Source organism: Streptomyces sp. NPDC002730, from assembly GCF_042888805.1.
Lineage (GTDB): Bacteria > Actinomycetota > Actinomycetes > Streptomycetales > Streptomycetaceae > Streptomyces.
In genome coordinates, this window is the sequence record NZ_JBIAQG010000005.1 from 124,652 (window position 1) to 142,915 (window position 18,264).

Sequence of the window (18,264 nt, forward strand, 5' to 3'; positions counted from 1 at the left end):
GCCGACACCGAGACTCCGGCAGAGCCGGTAACGGCGACCGAGCCCGTCGCAGCGGCAGAGACTCCGACCGAGCCCGAGGCGGCGGAGCCCGCCAAGGCCCCGGCAGACGACAAGGCCCCCGCCGCGGCCGAGCTGGGAGCCGACACCGCGCCTGCGCCGAAGGCGGCGGCTGCCGTCGAGCCCAAGGCCGACACCGAGACTCCGGCAGAGCCGGTAACGGCGACCGAGCCCGTCGCAGCGGCAGAGACTCCGACCGAGCCCGAGGCGGCGGAGCCCGCCAAGGCGCCGGCGGACGACAAGGCCCCCGCCGCCCCGGAGCCCGTCGCCGCGACCGCCGACGCCGCGCCGCAGGCGGACACCGCGCCCGACACCAGCAACTCCCCGAAGGCATCCGCACCCGCCCACTCCCTCGCCCAGGTCAAGACCCGCGCCCCCGAACTCGTCGAGGCGTACAAGGCCGCCGGTGCCGTGCTCAAGAAGCAGGGACTCGCCGGGGCACGGGCGCGGGTGTATCTCGTGCTGGACCGGTCCGGGTCCATGCGGCCGTACTACAAGGACGGCAGCGCACAGCGGCTCGGGGAGCAGGCTCTCGCGCTCGCCGCGCACCTGAACGGCGACGCCACCGTCAATGTCGTCTTCTTCTCGACCGAGATCGACGGCACTGGTGAGCTCACGCTCGACGCGTACGAAGGAAGGGTCGACGAGCTCCACAGCTCTCTCGGCCGGATGGGGCGTACGAACTACCACCTCGCCGTGGAAGAGGTCCTCGCCCTGCACGCCAAGGCGGACACCGACGCACCCGCGTTCGTGATCTTCCAGACCGACGGCGCGCCCGAGTCCAAGACGGCCGCCACCGCCGCCCTCGCCGAGGCCGCCGACAAGCCGGTCTTCTGGCAGTTCGTCGCGTTCGGCGAGCACGACGCGAAGGCCTTCGACTACCTCCGCAAGCTCCAGTCCGAGAACGCCTCGTTCTTCCACGCCGGGCCCGCGCCCCGCGAGCTCCCCGACGCCGACCTCTACCAGGGGCTCCTCGCCACCTGGCGCGACTAAGTCGTCGGCAGCGTCACGGTGACGGCCAGGCCGCCCTCAGGGCCCGGCTCGGCCGTCACCGTGCCGCCGTGGGCCTCCGCTATCGACCGTACGATCGACAGCCCCAGCCCCGCCCCCGGCCCCATCCGGTCGCGGCCCTCGCCCCGCCGGAAGGGCTCGAAGAGCGCCGGGACGTCCGCCTCCGCGATGACGGGACCGGTGTTCCGCACCGTCAGCACCCCGTCCTCGACGGACACGTCGACCGTCCCGTCCGGCACGTTGTACGCGACGGCGTTGGCCAGCAGGTTGCCCGCCAGCTGCGCCAGCAGCATCCGGTTCCCCCGTACGACCCCGCCCGCTCCAGCCTCCCCGCCCGCTCCGGCCGCCCCGCCCATTCCGCCCGAGGACACCGCCGCCTTCACCTCGTGCCGCGCCGCCTCCTCCGCCACGACCTCCCCCAGGTCGACGTCCTCCCGCTCCGCCAGCCCCCGCTCGCTCCGCGCCAGCATGAGCAGCCCCTCGATGAGCCGCTCGCTGCGCCGGTTGTTGTCGAGCAACACCGTCTTCGTACGGGCCAGCTCCTCCGCCGAGGCGGACTCGTCGAGGCCCACCTGGATCGCCGTGCGCTGCGTCGCCAGCGGCGTCCGCAGCTCGTGCGAGGCGTTCGCGATGAACCTCCGCTGGCTGTCGAACGCCTTCTCCAGCCGCGCCAGCAGCGCGTCCAGCGTGTCGCCGAGCTCCTTCAGCTCGTCGTCGGGACCGCTCGCCCCGATCCGCTCGTGCAGCGTCCGCTCCGACAGCCGCCGCGCCTTCGCCGTCATCGCGTGCACGGGCCGCAGCACCCGGCCCGCCGTCCACCACCCCACCACGACCGCGCACAGCGCCGTCCCCAGCAGCGCGAACACCGACCAGATCAGCATCTGCTGCCCCGCCGCGTCCCGGACGCTGTCGGTCAGCTGGTAGACCGTGACCCCGCGCACGTCCGTCACCGGCAGCGCGGGAACGGCGCGCTGCCTGATCGCCGCGACCTCGTTCTCCGTACCGGCGCGGGAGAGCAGATTCACGATCCCCAGCAGACAGCCGCCGAGGACCAGGAAGACAGCGCCGTAGACGAGCGCGATCCGCGTACGGATCGTCGAGCCGGGACCGATCGCCGCGCTGTTCCGTTCTCCCCCGGCGCTGACGCCCCCGGCCGCCTCGCGTGCGCCGCTCACAGCCCGTACCCCACACCCTGCACCGTACGGATCAGGGCCGGCTCCCCGAGCTTGGCCCGCAGCTTGCTCATACAGACCCGGACCGCGCCCGTGAACGGATCCGTGTGGGCGTCCCAGGCGCGCTCGAGCAGCTCTTCCGCCGAGACCGTCGCCCCGTCCGCCTCCAGCAGGATCTGCAGTACGGAGAACTCCTTCGGCGACAGATCGAGATCCCGCCCGTCCCGCTCGGCCGTCCTGCGCACGGTGTCCACCCGCACCCCGTGCCGCTCCAGCAGCGGCGGCACCGGCCGCGCGCTGCGCCGCCGCAGCGCGCGCACCCGCGAGACCAGTTCGGGAAACTCGAAGGGCTTGCCCAGATAGTCGTCCGCGCCGAGGTCCAGACCCTCCACCCGGTCCTCCATGGACGCGGACGCGGTCAGCATCAGGATCCGGGTGCGGGAGGCGGTGGCGACGAGTTCGCGCGCCACCTCGTCCCCGCGTACCCGCGGCAGATCGCGGTCCAGGACCACGACGTCGTAGTCGTGCAGTCCGAGATACGCGAGCGCGGCGTCACCGCTGTACACGGTGTCGACGGCGAATCCGGCCCGCCGCAGCCCGGTGGCGACCAGCTCGGCCAGGACCTCCTCGTCCTCGGCGACCAGTACCCGCATATTGCCGTCCCCCCGCCCGTCCCCTTGCCCGTCCCCTTGCTCTTCCCCCTGCACCCGCTGCGCCCGCCTCTCCTCCCAGGATCGCCTTTTTACGGGACGAGATGTTTCGCAGACGTCTCCGCCCACGGGCCCGCCCGCTTATCGAGGTGAGTGGACCTTCCGCGGGCCGATAGGATTTCGACCATGGCGGCCACTGGATCCGAGAAGCAGGGGGCGAAGGCGTACTACGTCTCGACCCCCATTTACTACGTCAACGACGCTCCTCACCTGGGCCACGCCTACACGACCGTCGCAGGCGACGTGCTCACACGCTGGCACCGTCAGCGTGGCGAGAAGGTGTGGTACCTCACCGGCACGGACGAGCACGGTCAGAAGATCATGCGTACTGCCGAGGCGAACAACGTCACGCCCCAGGAGTGGTGCGACAAGCTCGTGGAGGAGGCCTGGAAGCCCCTCTGGGAGCACCTGAACATCGCGAACGACGACTTCATCCGTACGACGGAGAAGCGGCACACGGACCGTGTGCAGGAGTTCGTGCAGGATCTGTACGACAAGGACGAGATCTACAAGGGCGGGTACGAAGGCCCGTACTGCGTGGGCTGCGAGGAGTACAAGCTCCCCGGTGACCTGATCGACGGCGAGGGCGAATTCGCCGGGCAGAAGCTCTGCCCGATCCACAAGAAGCCGGTGGAGATCCTCAAGGAGGAGAACTACTTCTTCAAGCTCAGCGAGTACGGACCGAAGCTGCTGGAGTTCTACGAGGCCAACCCCGGCTTCATCCAGCCCGAGTCCGCGCGCAACGAGGTCGTGAACTTCGTCAAGCAGGGCCTGCAGGACCTCTCCATCTCGCGCTCGACGTTCGACTGGGGCGTCCCGGTGCCGTGGGACGAGAAGCACGTGATCTATGTGTGGATCGACGCGCTGCTGAACTACGCCACGGCCGTCGGCTACAACGAGAACCCGGCGAAGTTCGAAGAGACCTTCCCCGCCGATGTGCACCTGGTCGGCAAGGACATCCTGCGCTTCCACGCGATCATCTGGCCGGCGATGCTGATGGCGAACGGCCTGCCGGTGCCGGGTCGCGTCGCCGCGAACGGCTGGCTGATGGTCGGCGGCGAGAAGATGTCGAAGTCGAACCTCACGGGCATCAAGCCGCAGGATCTGACCTCGCACTTCGGCGTGGACGCGTACCGCTGGTACTTCCTGCGCGCGATCGCGTTCGGCCAGGACGGCTCGTTCTCCTGGGAGGACTTCACCGCCCGGTACACCTCGGAGCTCGCCAACGACTACGGCAACCTCGCCTCGCGCGTCGCGGCCATGGTCGGCAAGTACTTCGGCGGCGTGCTGCCGGAGGCGACGGCGGCCGGCGAGGCGGAGAAGGCGGTCCAGGAGGGCCTGGCCAAGGCGGTCGCCGAAGCCAACCGGAAGATCGGCGACGAGCTGGACTTCCAGGGCGGCATCCTGGCTGTCTTCGACTTCGTGAAGCAGGTCAACGGCTACATCACGGAGCAGGAGCCGTGGAAGGTCGCCAAGGACGATTCCGAGGAGGGCCAGGCCCGCCTCGCGACGATCCTGTACACGGCCGCCGAGTCGCTGCGCGGGGTCGCGGTGCTGCTCAACCCGGTCATGCCGGAGACCTCGCAGCGCCTGTGGGACTCGCTCGGCGCGGAGGCCCCGCTGGGCGCCCTCGCGGACCAGCAGGTCCAGCACGCGGGCGAGTGGGGCAAGTTGCCCGCGGGCGCGACGGTGACGAAGGGCGCGGTGCTGTTCCCGCGTCTGGAGGAGCCGAAGAAGGCGTAGTGCGTGAAGGGCGGGCCCGGGAGATCATCCCCGGGCCCGCCCTTTCCCGTTTCTGCCCCCCGGTCGCCCGGCGGCCGCACATCAGCCCCGCCTGCAACCGGGGTTCGGGGCGGCCCCCGGTGCGCGTACACCTCAGCGGCCCAGCCCCGTCAGGTCACCCATCACCACCACCGGCCGCTCCGCCGGGTCCAGCCACTTCAGCAGCTCCTTCATGCGAGCCCTCGGCAGCGCGACACAGCCCTGCGTGGGCCCGCCGTGGTCGACGTGGATCCAGATGCCGCCGCCCTTCTCCGAGCCCAGCGGCCGGGTCCAGTCCAGCGGGGTGTTCCCCGGCTCGCGGTTGTAGTTGATGGCCACGACATAGTCGAAGGACCCCTCGAGCGGCTCCCCCTCGAAGCCGGTGCCGGGCGCGTCGAAGGCGGGCCCCTCGTCGTACGGGAGCTTCGTGCCCGGGTTGGGCAGCATGCCGCCCGCGTCCGTGAGGCCGAAGACCCCGATCGGCGAGCGATGGTCGGCCGTGTGGTGGTCGTCGGTCCAGCCGAGGAGCGCGTTGTGCGCCGGCCACGGCTCTGAAACGGGCTTCCAGCCCCGCACAGGATCACGCTCGTAGAGCGTGACGACGGACTTGTTGGAGTCGGGGTCGTCGCCGACCACCACGACCGCCTGCTTGTTCGCTGCGGTGATCTTGGCGCGGGTCTTCGGTCCGAGGGCGGGGATGACCTGCGCCCGGGAGAGCTGCGCCTGGGCGCCGGAGCGCGCGTTGGGGCCCAACTTGGCGGCGTCGCCCGTGGATCTCTTCGCGGCCGCGGGCGCTGTGTCGCCGGGATCGCCCGCGCAGCCGGTGAGCAGCAGACCGGCGACGGCAAACGCGACCGCCGGGAACGGTCCTGTGCGGAGGGACATGTGCGGGCCTTTCGGTTCGAGAGCTGGATGTGCTGCTTCGGAGGCGGGGTGGGAGCGACCTCGGCGCCCCGGCGACATTGAAACGGACATATAGGATCATCTGTCGTGTTTCGGCCAGAGCGCGGGAGGCGTCGCCGGAGACACAGCGGCCGGCAAAGACCGCGGAGTCCAGGAGCGGGACGCCGTTCGAGCAGCGCGGAGTACTCCTTGGTGCCGCGGATGGCCCTGCACGCGGGCGTGTCGGCTCGCGCCGTCTCCCCGGCGGGTCCTTGGGTTTCCGTCATGGGCCAGGACGCCGGCGACCGGACCTGGCATGGGCGTGGGAGGCGACTGCCAGCCGCTGTGAGACAGGAAAGGGGCCCGGAACCTGTCGGTCCCGGACCCCTCTACTCGCGTACGACGCGTACGACGCGCTCCGTCGACTACTCGCCGGACTTGGCGACCGGCTTGCGCAGCGCGATGTTCAGCTCGCGCAGACGCGACTCGTCCAGCTCGGTCGGCGCGCCCATCATCAGGTCCTGCGCGTTGCCGTTGAGCGGGAAGGCGATCGTCTCGCGGATGTTCGGCTCGTCGGCCAGCAGCATCACGATGCGGTCGACGCCCGGGGCGATGCCGCCGTGCGGCGGGGCGCCGAACTGGAAGGCGCGGAGCATGCCGGAGAACTCGTGCTCGACGGTCTCCTTGGAGTAGCCGGCGATCTCGAAGGCCTTGAACATGATCTCGGGCTCGTGGTTACGGATCGCGCCCGAGGACAGCTCGACGCCGTTGCAGACGATGTCGTACTGCCAGCCCAGAATGTCCAACGGGTCCTGGGTCTCCAGGGCCTCGAGGCCGCCCTGCGGCATCGAGAACGGGTTGTGCGAGAAGTCGATCTTGCCGGTCTCCTCGTCCTTCTCGTACATCGGGAAGTCGACGATCCAGCAGAACCGGAACACGCCCTCCTCGAAGTGACCGGCGCGCTTGGCGGCCTCGACGCGAACCGCGCCCATGATCTTGGAGACCTCGTCGAAGTCACCCGCGCCGAAGAAGATCGCGTGGCCCGGCGCGAGCGAGAGACGCTCGGTGAGGACCTTGATGTTCTCCTCGGTGAGGAACTTCGCGATCGGGCCGGTCAGCGAACCGTCCTCGCCGACGCGCACCCAGGCCAGGCCCTTCGCGCCGTGCTCGACCGCGAAGTCGCCGAGGCCGTCGAAGAACTTCCGCGACTGGCCGGCCGTGTCCGGCACCGGCAGCGCACGCACATGCTTGCCCGCGAAGGCCTTGAACTCCGAGCCCTCGAAGACGTCCGAGATGTCGACGAGCTCCAGCTGGGCGCGCAGGTCCGGCTTGTCGTTGCCGTACTTCACCATCGCCTCGCGGAACGGGATCCGCGGGAACGGCGAGGTGACGTGGCGGCCGCCGCCGAACTCCTCGAAGAGCTCCGTCATCAGCTTCTCGATCGGCTGGAAGACGTCCTCCTGCTCGACGAAGCTCATCTCGACGTCGAGCTGGTAGAACTCGCCCGGCGAGCGGTCGGCGCGGGCGTCCTCGTCGCGGAAGCAGGGCGCGATCTGGAAGTAGCGGTCGAAGCCGGAGATCATCAGCAGCTGCTTGAACTGCTGCGGGGCCTGCGGCAGCGCGTAGAACTTGCCGGGGTTCAGCCGGGACGGCACCACGAAGTCGCGCGCGCCCTCGGGGGAGGTCGCGGTCAGGATCGGGGTCGCCATCTCGTTGAAGCCGAGGGCGGTCATCTTGTGCCGGATCGCGGAGATGACGGCCGTACGCAGCATGATGTTGCGGTGCATGCGCTCGCGGCGCAGGTCGAGGAAGCGGTACTCCAGACGCCGCTCCTCGCCCACCCCGTCATCGCTGTTGATCTGGAACGGCAGCTGCTGCGCCGCACCGAGCAGTTCGACCGAGGAGACCTCGACCTCGACCTCGCCGGTGGGCAGCTCGGGGTTGATGTTCTCGGCGCCGCGCGAGACGACCTTGCCGTCGACGCGGACGACCGACTCCTTGTTGATCTTGTCGAGGGCCTCGTAGGCGGGGGTGCCGGGCCGGGCGACAAGCTGCGTGATGCCGTAGTGGTCGCGCAGATCGATGAAGAGGATGCCACCCAGGTCTCGGCGATTGTGCAGCCAGCCGCTCAGCCGGACGTCGGCGGAGACGTCAGAGGCGCGGAGCTCGCCGCAGGTGTGGGACCTGTACCGATGCATCGTCGTTCATCCAGTCTTAGCGATTCGAGAGGGGTGGGCCGCGTCAAGGTTACCGCCCGGGCCCCGTCCCCCTCATTGACATACGCATGCCAGGACCCCGGCAGCTGGTCGTCGTGAAGATCGGAATAAAGTGAGGCGATGCGCACCGAGGACGTCCTGGCCGCGATCGCGACCGGCCTGTGGCGGTGGGAGAACGCATCCGGGACGGTCACCCTCGACGCCGAGGCCGCCCGGCTGCTGGAGCTGCCCGCCGAGGCCGGAGAGTACCCCGAGTCGATCGTGCGCTCCCGTTTCCACCCCGTCGACTGGAACGAGATCAACGGAATCGTCAGTCTCGCGGCCGCCGAAGGAACCATCGCCGAGGCCAGGCTGCGGGTCGTCGACGAGGCCGGACATGTGCTCCGTATCGTCCGGAGCCGCTCCAAACCGGTCCTCCGCGAAGGCGACTACGAACTGACCGGCATGCTCCAGGAGGTCGCCGAGCCGCAGCCGGGCACCGCCGCGCACACCCCCGTCACCGGTGACTGGCGCCGCTCCCGCGAGGCGTTCCTGCTGGACGCGGGCCGGGCGCTGGCCGAGGCCCGCTCCACCGCGGAGGTGCTGCGGGTCGCCGCGTCCCTGTCCATGCCCGGCTTCTCGCCGGACGGGCTTGCCGTCTTCGGGGTGGCGGGCGACCGGCTCACGATCATCGGGCACCACGGGCACAACGCGGGCGACGACAATCCGTTCACGGACATGTCACTGGACACCGAATATCCGGCCGCCGAGGTGGTGCGTACCGGCCGGGCCAGCTACCTGCCGACGCCGGCGGAGTACCGCCGCCGCTATCCCGCCACCTGGCCGCTCGCGCAGCGCTTCGGCCGGCAGTCCTGGGCCTTCCTGCCGCTGATCGTCGCCGGACGCACCATGGGCGCCTGGATGGCGGCGTTCAAGCACCCGGTCGCCTTCACGCCCGACGAACGGTCCGTACTGACGACGGTCGCGCGGATGCTGGCGCAGGCGCTCGCACGGGCCGGGGTCGCCGAGTCGGAGCGCGAGCTCGCGCTGGGCCTGCAGCGCTCGATGATGCCGGTGCTCGGCCCCGAGGTCCCCGGGATGTCGGTGGCCGCGCGGTACATACCGACCGGCGGCGGGCTCCAGGTCGGCGGCGACTGGTACGACATGATCCCGCTGCCCGGGGGCACCTCCCATGCCGCAGGACCTGGCGGCGGCCGGATCGCGCTGGTCATCGGCGATGTCCAGGGCCACGATGTGCGCGCCGCCGGACTCATGGGCCAGCTGCGGATCGCCCTGCGTGCGTACGCCTCCGAGGGGCACCGGCCGGATGCGGTGCTCTCCCGCGCCTCCCGCTTCCTGCACGGGCTGCATGATTTTTTCGGGGCGGATACCTACGAGGACGGCGACTACTCCAGCCCCCGCTTCGCGACCTGCCTCTATCTGGAGGTCGAACCGGCCACCGGCCGTATCGAGATCGCCAGGGCCGGCCATCCGGAGCCCGTGGTGCGGACGTCCGACGGCACGGTGCTGCTGCGTCCCATCGACGGCGGGCTGCCGCTCGGCATCGACCCGGACCCGGACTATCCGACGACGCGGCTGGTGCTGGAGCCCGGCGAGACGATGATGATCTGCACCGACGGGCTCCTGGAGACCGGCGGGCACGATCTCGACACGGGATTGGAGCGGCTGCGCCGGATACTCGAGCAGCACACGGACCAGTCACTGGAGGAGCTCGCCGACACGCTCGTACAGGCCGTGCACGGGCCCGGCTCGCACCACACCACCGGTCCGCTCGCCGACAGACGTGAGGACGACATCGCGGTCCTGCTGATCGGCCGGGACGGGACGCCGCCGCGAAAGGCCCCGCGGCGCACGGCGATGAGTGTGGCGCAGGCCGAGCCGGAGCGGATCGCGACCGCGAGGCAGCAGGTGCGGGAGCTGCTGCACGACTGGACGGACCAGGAGCAGATCGACGCCGCCGTGCTGATGGTCTCCGAGATGGTCACCAATGTGCTCGTCCACACGGACGGCAATGCGCTGCTGGAGGCGGAGGTGACCTGCGGCGATGCGGCACGGCAGCTGCGCGTGGAGGTCGCGGACACGAGTGACGAGCTGCCGCACAGGCGGCGGCCGGGCGAGATGGCGTCGTCGGGCCGGGGCCTGCTCCTGATGGAGATGCTCGCGGACGCGTGGGGTGTGGATCCGCGGGGCGAGGGCAAGTCGATCTGGTTCGAGCTCTACGAGCCGGCGGTGCCGGAGCCGGTCTCCGACCCGGCCGCGTAACGCGTCCGCAGCTCGCCGATCACGCCGAACGCGGCGGCGGTGACCGGTACGGCGAGCAGCATCCCCAGAATCCCGGCGACGGTCGCCCCCGCGGTGATCGCCAGCATCACGACAACCGGGTGCATCCGCACCATACGGCTCTGGATCACCGGCTGAAGCACATGCCCCTCCAGCACCTGCACCGCCAGGACCACCCCCAGCACCCAGAGCGCGATCACGAATCCGCGGTCGGCGAGTGCGACAAGGACAGCGACGGCGCCGGAGATGAAGGCGCCGAGGTAGGGGATGTACGCCCCGACGAAGACCAGCGCGCCGAGCCCGACGGCGCCGGGGACGCGCAGGATCAGCAGCCCGACGGTGATGCAGATCGCGTCGATGAGCGCGATGAACGTCGTCCCTCGCATGAACCCCTCGACAGCCTCGAAGGCCCGCCGCGCCATGGCTTCGACGACGTCCCCGCTCGTACCGGGCACGAGGGACCGCAGAACGCCCGCGGCCCTGTCCGAGTCCCGCAGAAAGAAAAAGCTGAACAGCAGCGCCAGCACGGCGGTGGCGATCAGCTCGCCCACCACACTCAGCCCACTGATCACCTCGGACGCGGCGGTCCCGCCGAACTTCCCCAGCAGTTCCTTCGAGTTGGCGGCGATGTCGTCGAGCGAGGTCCCGGCGGCCCCGAAGTACTTGGCGAGATCCCTGGCAGCCCGCCGCAACGCGGAGATGATCTGGTCGCCGGTCCCGATCAGCGCGGTGACGATGATGTACATGGCCCCGCCGACGACGGCGACGACGGCGGCACAGGTCAGCGCGGCAGCGAGCGAGCGGTTCACCCTCATCTTGATGAGCCGCCGTTGCAGGGGCCCGAGAAGGGCGGTCCCGAGCAGCGCGAGGAGCACGGGCGTGACGGCGGCCTTGAGGGTGGCGCAGAGCCAGATCCCGACGCCGGCCACGGCGCTGACGAGCAGCACGACGACACACCAGGCGGCGACCCGCCGGGCGACGTCGGGCAGAAGCGGCTTCGGAGTCTGCACGCTCCCACGTGACCACGGGGCATGGGGACGGGCCTGCCGGGGGACCCACCTGGGTGGGGTACCCGGTCATCTGGTCAGCGTGGGCCGGGGGCGTTGTCGGTTGCTCTCCGGTGGGTGGTTTCCACCGGCGAACCGTGAGGGGCGCAGGAGCCCGCGCCCTGCCGGAAGTAACACGGACCCACGGCGCCGGGCCCGAGGAGTCGGGCCCGGGGGCACAGGCGCCCGCGCCCTGCCGGAAGTAGCACGGACCCATGGCGCCGGGCCCGCGCAGCGGGCGCGGGCCCCACGCGGGCTCAGTGGCGGTTCACCGGGACCGTGCCCAGGCGGCCCGCCTGGAAGTCATCCATGGCCTGCTGCAGCTCCGCGCGGTTGTTCATCACGAACGGACCGTAGTGCGCCATCGGCTCCCGGATCGGGCGCCCGCCCAGCAGTACGACCTCCAGGTCCGGGCTGTTCGAGTCCTGGGACTCGTCCGCGCGGACCGTCAGCGACCCGCCCGCCCCGAACACCGCCGTCTGGCCCTTGTGCACCGGGCGCCGGTCCGTACCCACCGCACCGCGCCCCGCAAGCACATACGCCAGGCCGTTGAAGTCCTCGCGCCACGGCAGCGTGACCTCGGCGCCCGGCCGCAGCGTCGCGTGGATCATCGTGATCGGCGTGTGCGTGATGCCCGGACCCTCGTGCCCGTCGAGCTCACCCGCGATGACCCGCAGCAGCGCGCCCCCGTCCGGCGAGGTCAGCAGCTGGACCTGGCCGCCGCGGATGTCCTGGTACCTGGGGTCCATCATCTTGTCGCTCGCCGGCAGGTTCACCCAGAGCTGGAGCCCGTGGAACAGCCCGCCCGACATGACCAGCGACTCCGGCGGCGCCTCGATGTGCAGCAGGCCCGAGCCCGCCGTCATCCACTGGGTGTCGCCGTTCTGGATGGTTCCGCCGCCGCCATTGCTGTCCTGGTGGACGAAGGTTCCGTCGATCAGGTACGTGACCGTCTCGAAGCCCCGGTGCGGATGCCACGGCGTCCCCTTCGGCTCGCCCGGCGCGTACTCCACCTCGCCCATCTGGTCCATCATGATGAACGGGTCGAGGTACTGGTAGTTGATCCCGGCGAACGCGCGTCGCACCGGGAAACCCTCCCCCTCGAAGCCCCCCGGCGCCGTGGTCACGGCGAGCACGGGGCGCGGCACGGCCTCGGCCGGCGCGGAGACGCGCGGCAGGGTGAGCGGGTTCTCGACAGTCACTGCAGGCATGACGGGACCTCCTTGTGCGTCCAGTTTAGTTGAAGACTGAACTTCTTGTCATCCGGAACGCGCGACGCCCGGGAGGAATTCCTCCCGGGCGTCCAGAGACCCAGACCCGTCAGCGGCACATCCGCCACACACCGGCCGTCAGCCGTACATCCGCCGCATCGCGAAGTCCACCATCTGCTCCACGGCCTTCGCGTCGAAGACCATCCGGTGATCACCTTCCATGTCGAGCACGAAGCCGTACCCGGTCGGCAGCAGGTCGATCACCTCGGCGCCCGTGATCACGAAGTACTTGGACTCCTTGCCCGCGTATCTGCGCAGTTCCTTGAGCGAGGTGAACATCGGGATGACGGGCTGCTGGGTGTTGTGCAGCGCCAGGAAGCCGGGATTGTCACCGCGCGGGCAGTAGACCTTCGAGGTCGCGAAGATCTGCTGGAAGTCCTCCGCGGACAGCGACGCGGTGGTGAAGGCCCGCACCGCGTCGGCGAGCGAGGGCGGCGACGGCTCGGGGTACAGCGGCTGCTCCCCGTAGGAGGGCTGCTGGGGCACGTACTGCTGCTGGGCACCCGGGTTCTGGTCGTAGCCGTACATGTCCGCAAGAGTACCGAGGCGGCCGGGCCCCATGGGCCGGGCCGGGGCACACGGTGCGACCCGGCCCGCCTCGAGCGCACCGATGAAGGGCCCGGCGATCGTGGCACTCGGCTCCCCGTGCCCGGTCCTGCCCCCGGCTCGACACCCTCCGCACCCCCGCCACGGCACCCCCGAATCGCCCGCCGATCGCCCGCGAACCAGGGACACGGGCCGCCATCTCACGGCATCCTCGAGCAGGGCCCGGTAGCGAGCCGTGTCACAGATGACCCACTAGGGGTTGCTTCTTATTACCGACGGGTAGCATCATCGTAGCTACTTACTGGTACGTGGATGATCAATCCGCCTCCCGATCTTTACGGAGCCGTCGCCATGGGGCACTACAAGTCGAATCTCCGCGACATCGAGTTCAACCTCTTCGAGGTCCTCGGGCGCGACAAGCTGTACGGCACCGGCCCGTTCGCGGAGATGGATGTCGACACCGCCAAGTCGATCCTCGAAGAGATCGCCCGCCTCGCCGAGAACGAGCTGGCCGAATCCTTCGCGGACGCCGACCGCAACCCGCCGGTCTTCGACCCCGCCACCAACACCGCGCCCGTCCCGGCGTCCTTCAAGAAGAGCTACGAGGCCTTCATGGACTCCGAGTACTGGCGCCTCGGCCTGCCCGAGGAGATCGGTGGCACCACCTCGCCGCGCTCCCTGATCTGGTCGTACGCGGAGCTGCTGCTCGGCTCGAACCCGGCCATCTGGATGTACTCCTCGGGCCCGGCCTTCGCCGGCATCCTCTTCGAGGAGGGCAACGAGGCGCAGAAGAAGGTCGCCGAGATAGCCGTCGAGAAGCGCTGGGGCTCCACCATGGTGCTCACCGAGCCGGACGCCGGCTCGGACGTCGGCGCCGGCCGCACCAAGGCCGTCGAGCAGGCGGACGGCTCCTGGCACATCGAGGGCGTGAAGCGCTTCATCACCTCCGGTGAGCACGACATGGAGGAGAACATCCTTCACTACGTGCTGGCCCGCCCCGAGGGCCACGGCCCCGGCACCAAGGGCCTGTCGCTCTTCCTCGTGCCGAAGTTCCACTTCGACTGGGAGACCGGCGAGCTGGGCGAGCGCAACGGCGTCTACGCCACGAACGTCGAGCACAAGATGGGCCTCAAGGCCTCCAACACCTGCGAGATCACCTTCGGTGACCAGCACCCCGCCAAGGGCTGGCTGATCGGCGACAAGCACGACGGCATCCGCCAGATGTTCATGATCATCGAGTTCGCCCGGATGATGGTCGGCACGAAGGCCATCGCGACCCTGTCGACCGGCTACCTCAACGCGCTGGAGTACGCCAAGGAGCGCGTCCAGGGCCAGGACCTGGTGAACTTCGCGGACAAGACCGCACCCAAGGTCACCATCACCCACCACCCCGACGTGCGCCGTTCGCTGATGACGCAGAAGGCGTACGCCGAGGGCATGCGCGCCCTGGTGCTGTACACCGCCTCGGTCCAGGACGAGATCGCCGTCAAGGAGGCCGCGGGCGAGGACGCCAAGGCCCTCGTCGCCCTGAACGACCTGCTGCTGCCGATCGTGAAGGGCTACGGCTCCGAGAAGTCGTACGAGCAGCTGGCCCAGTCGCTGCAGACCTTCGGCGGCTCCGGTTACCTCCAGGAGTACCCGGTCGAGCAGTACATCCGGGACGCCAAGATCGACACCCTCTACGAGGGCACCACGGCCATCCAGGGCCAGGACTACTTCTTCCGGAAGATCGTCCGCGACCAGGGTCAGGCGCTGAACACCCTCTCCGAGGAGATCAAGAAGTTCCTGGCGGTCGGCACCGGCGGCGAGGAGCTGGCCCCGGCCCGCGACGCGCTCGCCAAGGCCGCGGTGGACCTGGAGGCGATCGTCGGCACGATGACGAACGACCTCATCGCCACCGGCGAGGACGTCAAGAACATCTACAAGGTGGGCCTCAACACCACCCGCCTGCTGCTCGCCTCCGGCGATGTGGTCGTCGGCTACCTGCTGCTGCGCGGCGCGGCCGTCGCGGCGGAGAAGCTCGAGACCGCGTCCGCCAAGGATGTGCCGTTCTACCAGGGCAAGATCGCGGCCGCGAAGTTCTTCGCCGCCAACATCCTGCCGGGCGTCTCGGTCGAGCGCGCGCTCGCCGAGACCGTCGACAACTCCCTGATGGAGCTGGACGAGGCGGCGTTCTAGCCGTCCCAGCCCGTCCCGCGCCTTGTGTGAAGCGGCCCGCCCCCTGCCGGGGCGGGCCGCTTCCCATCTCCACGCACCCGGCGCGCGCCCCTCGTTAAGGTGAGCCCATGAGCAGCAGCACACCCTCCCGCTTCGATCGCGGACACACCGACGACCTGATGTCCTTCCTCGCGGCCGGCCCGACCCCGTACCACGCCGTGGCCGCCGCCGCCGAGCGCTTGGAGAAGGCCGGCTTCCGGCAGGTGCTGGAGACGGACGCCTGGGACGGCACAAGTGGCGGCAAGTACGTACTGCGCGGCGGCGCGATCGTCGCCTGGTACGTGCCGGAGGGCACCGCGCCGCACACCCCGTTCCGGATCGTCGGCGCCCACACCGACTCCCCGAATCTGCGCGTCAAGCCGCAGCCCGACATGGGCGCGCACGGCTGGCGTCAGGTCGCCGTCGAGATCTACGGCGGCCCGCTGCTGAACTCCTGGCTCGACCGTGATCTGGGCCTGGCCGGACGGCTCTCCCTGCGCGACGGCACGACGCGGCTGGTCAACATCGACCGGCCCCTGCTGCGCGTGCCGCAGCTGGCCATCCACATGGACCGCTCGATCCACGAGAAGGGTCTGCAACTCGACAAGCAGCGGCACATGCAGCCCATCTGGGGTCTGGGCGACGTCACCGACGAGGGCGATCTGATCTCCTTCCTGGAGGAGGAGCTCGGGCTCGCGGCCGGGGAGGTCACCGGCTGGGACCTGATGACGCACGCCCTGGAGGCGCCCGCCTATCTGGGCCGCGACCGCGAGCTGGTCGCCGGACCGCGGATGGACAACCTGCTGTCCGTGCACGCCTGTACGGCAGCGCTCGCCGCGGTCTCCGCGTCGCCGGAGCTTCCGTACATCCCGGTGCTCGCCGCCTTCGACCACGAGGAGAACGGCTCCCAGGCGGACAGCGGCGCCGACGGCCCGCTCCTCGGCAATGTGCTGGAGCGTTCGGTGTTCGCGCGCGGCGGTACGTACGAGGACAAGGCGCGCGCCTTCGCGGGCACGGTGTGTCTGTCCTCCGACACCGGCCACGCCGTCCACCCCAACTACGCGGAGCGCCACGACCCGACGCACCACCCGCGCGTCAACGGCGGCCCGATCCTCAAGGTCAATGTGAACCAGCGGTACGCCACCGACGGCAGCGGCCGGGCCGTGTTCGCCGCGGCCTGCGAGAAGGCGGGCGTGCCGTGGCAGACGTTCGTGTCGAACAACGCGATGCCGTGCGGCACGACCATCGGCCCGATCACCGCTGCCCGCCACGGCATCCGGACCGTCGACATCGGCGTCGCGATCCTGTCGATGCACAGTGCGCGTGAGCTGTGCGGTGCGGAGGACCCGTATCTGCTGGCCAACGCGCTGGTGTCATTCCTGACGGACTGACAAATCCAATTGTCCGACACGCCCCGGGCCCGATTACCATGGGAGGCTCGGGGCGCGTCTCATTGACCACTTTGGTTTCTTTCTCTCCCACGCGCCCCTCGAATCGTCCGGGGGGACGCACACGTGAAGCGCAGCATTTCCTTTGCCCTGTCCACCTCTGTGGTACTGGGTGTACTCGCGGTGCCCGCCGCCGCCATCGCCGCTGCGGGGCCGACCGCCCACAAAGTCTCCGGCCACGACAAGCAGTTCGGCCGCCTCTTCGTCGACGACCTGAAGACCGACAGCGACGTGACCGGCATCAGCGCCGTCGTCCACAAGCCGGGCGAGAACGTGGCCGTCGAGTGGGTCCATGACTTCGAGCTCGCATCGGGCGACAAGAAGACGGGCGACTGGATCACCAAGAAGGACGTCAAGCTCGAGATCACCGGCGTATTCGCCGTCGACCTGATCGTCAGGGAGTCCGACGGCGACGAGACGACCCTCAAGGACGTCGGCACGTACGACTACACGGCCAGGAAGTATTTCCAGGAATTCGGGGTCGACCGGCCCAACCCGACCGTCGACGACATGAAGGTCACCGCGAGCGGCCGGCTCGCCGAGTGGCAGCCCATCACGCACGAGAGCAAGCCGGTCGCCGATTCGAGCGTGCGCATCCACAACGGGTCCTACGACGAGGTCGTGCGGACGGACGCGGACGGCAGGTTCTCCGACTGGTTCATCGCGGACTCCAAGCCCAGCCCGGTCCGTGCGTACTACGGGAACCTCTCCAGCGAACTGCTGCAGGTCGCGCCCAAGGGCCTGCCCGCCCGCGTCACGCTCGACAAGTCCGACTTCAACGGCAGGTTCGGCGCGCCGGTCAAGGTCACCGGCAAGGTCGAGTACGAGCTCAACGGCGTCTGGAAGACGACGAATTACGCCGACGTGGAGGTCGTGAACGCGGCGGGGACGTGGGAGGGGAGCGCCGTCACCGACAAGGACGGGCGTTTCAGCCTCCAGACGAAGATCCCCTTCGCGGGCGACAAGCGGCAGCTGAAGGTCAGCTACGGCGACTGGTTCTCCAACAAGCCGACCGCCCCGCTCACCTTCCGCACCACCGGCTACAGCTCCATCGACCAGTTCGAGATCAAGCTCGGCTTCGACTCAAAGCTGACCGTGTCGGGTCTGCTGGACGTCCAGGGCGCCCCGCGGCCGCACAACAAGCTCGACATCCAGGTGTCCAAGAACGGCAAGGACGGCTGGGCGAAGCTCAAGACGCTGACGCTCACCAAGGACAGGTACTTCCTGGCGGACATCCCCGCACCGGCGTCCGGCCACTACCGCGCGGTCTACTCCGGCTCCGCGAATGTGCAGGGGTCGGTGAGCCCGGTCCTCAAGGCGAGCCGCATCCAGACCCGCATCAAGGACTACAAGGTCACGCCGAAGGTGAAGAAGCGCGGCGCGATCACCGTCTCGGGCACGCTGCAGCACGCCGCGCCGGCCTGGAAGGCGTACGGCGGCAGGAAGGTGATGATCTTCTTCTCGCCCAAGGGCAAGCCGAAGGAGTCGTACCTGCTGGGCGAGGTGAAGACCGCGGCCAACGGCACGTTCAAGAAGAGCTTCAAGGAGCGGGGCGACGGCACCGTCTTCGCCCTGCACATGGACGCGGACAACACGCACCTGATGAACCCGAAGGTCACGGGCACCGTCGACGTCACGTAACCCTGCCGGGACGGGTGTTGGCGCGTT

Annotated in this window: 13 protein-coding genes; 6 read left to right on the forward strand and 7 right to left on the reverse strand. The window is 69.6% G+C overall.

Annotated features, from left to right (window positions below; translation table 11 throughout):
- Positions 1-1,050, forward strand: a 1,050-nt coding sequence (locus ACFYXH_RS14215; protein WP_389562457.1) for a VWA domain-containing protein, incomplete at its 5' end; no start/stop codon positions are given.
- Here the strand turns inward: ACFYXH_RS14215 and ACFYXH_RS14220 are convergent.
- Entirely contained in the window at positions 1,047-2,243 is a 1,197-nt protein-coding gene (locus tag ACFYXH_RS14220) for a sensor histidine kinase (RefSeq protein WP_389562459.1), read from the reverse strand. The genes ACFYXH_RS14215 and ACFYXH_RS14220 overlap by 4 nt on opposite strands.
- A complete protein-coding gene (locus tag ACFYXH_RS14225; RefSeq protein WP_389562461.1) occupies positions 2,240-2,893 on the reverse strand; it encodes a response regulator transcription factor in 654 nt (217 codons plus the stop codon). Before ACFYXH_RS14225 ends, ACFYXH_RS14220 begins: the two co-directional genes overlap by 4 nt.
- Positions 2,894-3,076: 183 nt before the next feature.
- Between ACFYXH_RS14225 and metG the strand changes: the two genes are divergently transcribed.
- Positions 3,077-4,693, forward strand: coding sequence for a methionine--tRNA ligase (metG, locus tag ACFYXH_RS14230; protein WP_389562463.1), 1,617 nt, complete (start codon positions 3,077-3,079; stop codon positions 4,691-4,693).
- Positions 4,694-4,825: 132 nt separating this feature from the next.
- On the opposite strand, the gene ACFYXH_RS14235 is transcribed toward metG, so the two are convergent.
- The gene (locus ACFYXH_RS14235; protein ID WP_389562465.1) at positions 4,826-5,596 is read right to left on the reverse strand and encodes a L,D-transpeptidase family protein; all 771 of its coding nucleotides are present in this window, start codon (positions 5,594-5,596) and stop codon (positions 4,826-4,828) included.
- Between the two features lie 422 nt (positions 5,597-6,018).
- Complete coding sequence (gene aspS / locus ACFYXH_RS14240) at positions 6,019-7,791, reverse strand: aspartate--tRNA ligase (RefSeq protein ID WP_389562466.1); 1,773 nt, start codon at positions 7,789-7,791, stop codon at positions 6,019-6,021.
- 138 nt (positions 7,792-7,929) lie between these two features.
- Here aspS and ACFYXH_RS14245 point away from each other — a divergent pair, with 138 nt between their 5' ends.
- Complete coding sequence (locus tag ACFYXH_RS14245; RefSeq protein WP_389562469.1) at positions 7,930-10,071, forward strand: SpoIIE family protein phosphatase; 2,142 nt, start codon at positions 7,930-7,932, stop codon at positions 10,069-10,071.
- Here the strand turns inward: ACFYXH_RS14245 and ACFYXH_RS14250 are convergent.
- From ACFYXH_RS14250 to ACFYXH_RS14260, 3 genes are all read right to left on the reverse strand, one after another.
- On the reverse strand, positions 10,026-11,099 hold the full coding sequence (locus ACFYXH_RS14250; protein ID WP_389562471.1) for an AI-2E family transporter: 1,074 nt from the start codon (positions 11,097-11,099) through the stop codon (positions 10,026-10,028). The two genes, ACFYXH_RS14245 and ACFYXH_RS14250, sit on opposite strands and share 46 nt — an antisense overlap.
- 293 nt (positions 11,100-11,392) lie before the next feature.
- Positions 11,393-12,346, reverse strand: a complete 954-nt coding sequence (locus ACFYXH_RS14255) for a pirin family protein (protein ID WP_389562473.1) — start codon at positions 12,344-12,346, stop codon at positions 11,393-11,395.
- Positions 12,347-12,484: 138 nt separating this feature from the next.
- On the reverse strand, positions 12,485-12,934 hold the full coding sequence (locus ACFYXH_RS14260) for an SseB family protein (protein WP_326651263.1): 450 nt from the start codon (positions 12,932-12,934) through the stop codon (positions 12,485-12,487).
- A gap of 369 nt (positions 12,935-13,303) precedes the next feature.
- Here ACFYXH_RS14260 and ACFYXH_RS14265 point away from each other — a divergent pair, with 369 nt between their 5' ends.
- The 3 genes from ACFYXH_RS14265 to ACFYXH_RS14275 all read left to right on the forward strand — a co-directional run bounded on the left by ACFYXH_RS14265 (position 13,304) and on the right by ACFYXH_RS14275 (position 18,237).
- Positions 13,304-15,130 carry an acyl-CoA dehydrogenase gene (locus ACFYXH_RS14265; RefSeq protein WP_389562991.1) on the forward strand — a complete coding sequence of 609 codons (1,827 nt, stop codon included), beginning with the start codon at positions 13,304-13,306 and terminating at the stop codon, positions 15,128-15,130.
- Between the two features lie 107 nt (positions 15,131-15,237).
- The gene (locus ACFYXH_RS14270) at positions 15,238-16,539 is read left to right on the forward strand and encodes a M18 family aminopeptidase (protein ID WP_389562476.1); all 1,302 of its coding nucleotides are present in this window, start codon (positions 15,238-15,240) and stop codon (positions 16,537-16,539) included.
- A 123-nt stretch (positions 16,540-16,662) separates the two neighbouring features.
- A complete protein-coding gene (locus ACFYXH_RS14275; RefSeq protein WP_389562478.1) occupies positions 16,663-18,237 on the forward strand; it encodes a hypothetical protein in 1,575 nt (524 codons plus the stop codon).
- The last annotated feature ends 27 nt before the right edge of the window (positions 18,238-18,264 follow it).